This is a genomic window from Pseudomonadota bacterium (assembly GCA_030859565.1).
Lineage (GTDB): Bacteria > Pseudomonadota > Gammaproteobacteria > JACCXJ01 > JACCXJ01 > USCg-Taylor.
The window spans coordinates 1-3,459 of sequence record JALZJW010000242.1 but is presented as its reverse complement, the minus strand read 5'-3'; the positions used below and the strand labels follow the sequence as shown (position 1 = coordinate 3,459).

At 58.8% G+C, this 3,459-nt stretch carries 6 protein-coding genes and 1 pseudogene; 2 read left to right on the top strand and 5 right to left on the bottom strand.

All coding sequences use genetic code 11. The features are described 5' to 3' along the window. Positions 1–207 (bottom strand): toll/interleukin-1 receptor domain-containing protein (locus M3436_20140; GenBank protein MDQ3566284.1); only part of this gene is annotated, 207 nt, incomplete at its 3' end. Positions 208–728: 521 nt separating this feature from the next. Between M3436_20140 and M3436_20135 the strand changes: the two genes are divergently transcribed. Next, positions 729–1,670 carry an alpha/beta hydrolase gene (locus tag M3436_20135; GenBank protein MDQ3566283.1) on the top strand — a complete coding sequence of 314 codons (942 nt, stop codon included), beginning with the start codon at positions 729–731 and terminating at the stop codon, positions 1,668–1,670. 147 nt (positions 1,671–1,817) lie between these two features. Here the strand turns inward: M3436_20135 and M3436_20130 are convergent, their stop codons facing one another. From M3436_20130 to M3436_20120, 3 genes and pseudogenes are all read right to left on the bottom strand, one after another. Further along, positions 1,818–1,967, bottom strand: coding sequence for a transposase domain-containing protein (locus M3436_20130; protein MDQ3566282.1), 150 nt, complete (start codon positions 1,965–1,967; stop codon positions 1,818–1,820). After that, positions 1,965–2,808 (bottom strand): annotated as a pseudogene (locus M3436_20125) (IS66 family transposase). Before M3436_20125 ends, M3436_20130 begins: the two are co-directional and overlap by 3 nt. Before the next feature lie 50 nt (positions 2,809–2,858). Beyond that, positions 2,859–3,014, bottom strand: coding sequence for an IS66 family transposase zinc-finger binding domain-containing protein (locus M3436_20120; GenBank protein ID MDQ3566281.1), 156 nt, complete (start codon positions 3,012–3,014; stop codon positions 2,859–2,861). Between M3436_20120 and M3436_20115 the strand changes: the two genes are divergently transcribed. Continuing rightward, positions 2,943–3,191 carry a hypothetical protein gene (locus M3436_20115; GenBank protein ID MDQ3566280.1) on the top strand — a complete coding sequence of 83 codons (249 nt, stop codon included), beginning with the start codon at positions 2,943–2,945 and terminating at the stop codon, positions 3,189–3,191. The two genes, M3436_20120 and M3436_20115, sit on opposite strands and share 72 nt — an antisense overlap. Here the strand turns inward: M3436_20115 and M3436_20110 are convergent. Continuing rightward, entirely contained in the window at positions 3,100–3,372 is a 273-nt protein-coding gene (locus M3436_20110) for a hypothetical protein (protein ID MDQ3566279.1), read from the bottom strand. The two genes, M3436_20115 and M3436_20110, sit on opposite strands and share 92 nt — an antisense overlap. Between the last annotated feature and the right edge of the window lie 87 nt (positions 3,373–3,459).

Sequence of the window (3,459 nt, the reverse complement as noted above, 5' to 3'; positions counted from 1 at the left end):
GAGCCAGTCATTGCCGATAATGGCGATCAGCGCATCGCACTTTGCGATCTCCTTGCCGATCACGCTCGCGAACGCCGCCCCGGGTGCGATGGTGTCGAGGTCCCGGAAGACATTCTCCGGCCCGAAGCGATCACTCAAGCGGTCGAAGGTCCGCCCGGCGATGCCTTCGCTATCCTCGCGGCGGTAGTTGAGAAAGACGCGCGGCATGGGTAGGTTGAATGCGTGGGATTTTATGGAAAGTATACCGAGAACGGGCACGTCCTAAAGATGCAAGACGCCCCACTGTCAACTGTCACCCCGGCGAAAGCCGGGGTCCAGTGCGGCATAGCAGCTCATCCTGGATGCCGGCTTTCGCCGGCATGACGTTAGGAAAAGCGTACGTTATGCCCGTTGTTGGTATAAATTCGCGACTTCGTTATTATAAAAACTCAACCGTTGCCGGTAGCCGCTCCACATTGAGGAACCTCTGATCAAGTCATCACTCCCTCTCCCACCGGCCTATACACCTCTCCCGGGAGGGAGAGGGAGTTAACCGTGGCGCACTTACCTTGCCTTGAAATCTCGAGCCCGAAAACTCGTGGCCAGGCCCAAATAAACAGACCCGGGTTATCATGGGATCATTGCCAGACCGTCTCTCCACTGACCCACAAATCCTGCGGAAGAGCCTTTTTCCCCCGCGATCGGTGCTCATGGTCCGGACGTTACGCTCCGAGCTTCAGGGTTCATAGATGACCGACTTAAGCTTAAGACCGTTCCGGGATTGTAGCAAAGCGCCGCCTACAGTGACCCGCATCCAGCTTAGCGACGGGCGCATGCTCGCTTTCAGCGAGTACGGGATCCCGGGCGGTAAACCGATCTTTTACTGTCACGGCTTTCCCGCCTCGCGGCTCGAAGCGCGGCTCCTCGAGCCGGCCGCAGTCAAGCTCGGGCTGCGCTTGATTTCGGTAGACCGTCCGGGCTACGGTCTCTCCGATTTTACGCAGAATCACACGCTGGCCGCATGGCCGGGGGACCTCACGCAGTTGGCTAAGGTCTTGGGTACCGAGCGCTTTGCGATCCTGGGCGTTTCCGGCGGCGGCCCCTATGCTCTCGCGTGCGCGCACGCCATTCCCGAGCGGCTCACCGCGGCCGCCCTCGTCGGTGGCCTCGGACCGGTCTTCGAGCCGTGGGCGATTCAAGGGCAACGTTGGCACGCCCGGCTCGGCTTTTTTTTAGCCCGGCGGGCCCGCTGGTTGTTAAAGCCTCTCTACGGCATCGGCCCGCCCTTCCTCATGGGCAAGTATCCAGAGATCGCCTATTCCCTGCTCACCGCGCTGGCCGACGATACCGACCGCGCGGCGTTAACGCGCCCCGAGATACGCCCCCCGATTGTGGCCTCCATGCGGGAAGCGTTTCGGCAAGGAGCACGCGCGGCGATGCATGAGTTCGCGCTCTACGCGAATCCCTGGGGTTTTGAGTTCTCGAACATCGCGCTGCCGGTCACACTCTGGCAGGGTGGCCGCGATCAAATAGTGCCGCCCGCGCACGCCCGTTACCTGGCCGCTGCCTTACCTCGGTCTGATCTACGCTTGCTACCGAATGAAGGTCATTTCTCACTGCCTATCAACTATATGCATGAGATCCTCGGCAAATTGGGGTCAAGTCTCCCATCTTTCAGATTAGAGAGGTAATCTATGCACGATGGAAGACGTGAGCCCGTGTGTTATGACGCGGCGAGCTTAGCAACCCGAAGCTCCTTGCGACGCCGTTCCGCATGCCAAAGATCATACTGCGTTTGCTGATTGAGCGTAAGCGGTTAGGCAACGGCATGGTATCGGCTAGGGAGGCGATCGGCTAATCTGTGCTGGCTTGAGGTTGAATGGCAAGAGCGCCTCGATGTCGGGGAGGGATTTTGCTTTTGGCAGCTCGGTGAAGAGATGGCGGAGATAGTAGTAAGGCTCGTGACCGCAGGCTTTAGAGGTTTCGATGAGGCCATAGAGATTGGCGCTGGATTTGGCACCATGTGCCGTATCGCAGAATAGCCACGCCTTGCGTCCCATGACGAAGGGGCGGATGGCGTTTTCCACGGCGTTGTTATCTATCGACAGCCGTCCATCCTCGAGGTAGCGGATGAGTTTAGGCCACTGATGATGGAGATAGTACAGTGCTTTACCGGTCAAGCTTTCGGGTGGCACCGCCGGTAACGCCGTATCGAGCCAGGTGCGTATCGTCTCGAGCAGGGGTTTGGCTTTCTCCTGCCGCACGCGGTAGCGTTCTTCGGGTATGGCGGTTTTTAACTCACGCTCGATCCGATAGAGGGCCTGGATATAATGCAGCCCCTGTTGAGCGTTGCCGACTTTCATCTGATCGCGCTGATGGGTTTTTCCTTGGGCCTTGAGCGCTTCATCGAATTTGCGGCGGGCGTGTGCCATGCAGCCCACGAGCCGAATGCTGGGCTGAGTGCCGATAGCGTTGTAACCCTCGTAGCCATCGACCTGAAGGTAGCCTTGGTAGCCTTCCAGTAGCCGCAGCGGTACCGTTTTGGCTACGAGACGGATCGTAATCGAAGAGGATGATCGGTTGTCCGGGCGGACCGCCGCGTTGGACCCAGAGATAGGATTTCGATTGTGCGGTTTTGCCCGGTTCCTTGAGCACCTGCACCGTGGTTTCATCCATGTGCAGAACGTCATAGGCGAGCATCTGATCGCGCAAGAGATTTATCAGCGGCTGGACCAAGCGTCCGAGTTGGATCATCCAGAAGGCCAGTGTCGCCCGGGAGATCTCCATGCCGATGCGCCCTAGGATCTTCTCCTGGCGATAGAGCGGCAATCCGTCTTGGTATTTACCGACCGTGATATGCGCGGCCAACCCCGACGAGGCTAAGCTTTTCGGGATCGGTTGGGGCGGCAAAGATGCGGTCTTGACCCTTGGTTACAGTGGGGACAGGCATATTTCTTTCGCACATGGCGGATGACACGGACTTTGGCGGGCTCGATATCGAGCTGTTCGGAGATCTCCTCTCCGATCGCCCTCAACGCGGCGCCGTCATGGGGGCAGATCTTCTCCTCATCGCCCAGATCATGCACGACCTCAATCCGGGGCAGCTGGGGCGGGAGTGGTTTATGGCCTCCAGCCCGGCGTCGATGCGCGGGGATCTCGATCGTCGCCTGCTCCTCGTCCTCCACGGGGGCAACCGCTTCGGGCTTCGTTGAAAAGGCGGATCTGATCGGGGTGAGCCTTCTCGCTGCTCGGTCCAAAACGCTTGGCGGCCAGCAGATTGAGCTGTTCTTGTAGGATCTTAAGGTGGGCTGAAAGACGCGCGATCTCCGCGTCTTTCTGCAGGGCCTGGACTTCCTCTGAATAAGTGGGTGGATGGACAGCCTCAATCGACATGCGACATTAATGCTTTCGTCACCGGACGCTGCCGCCTTCTTTTGCCGTCCCTATGGATCTATGAGGTAGGTAATGTCCTCGCGCTCA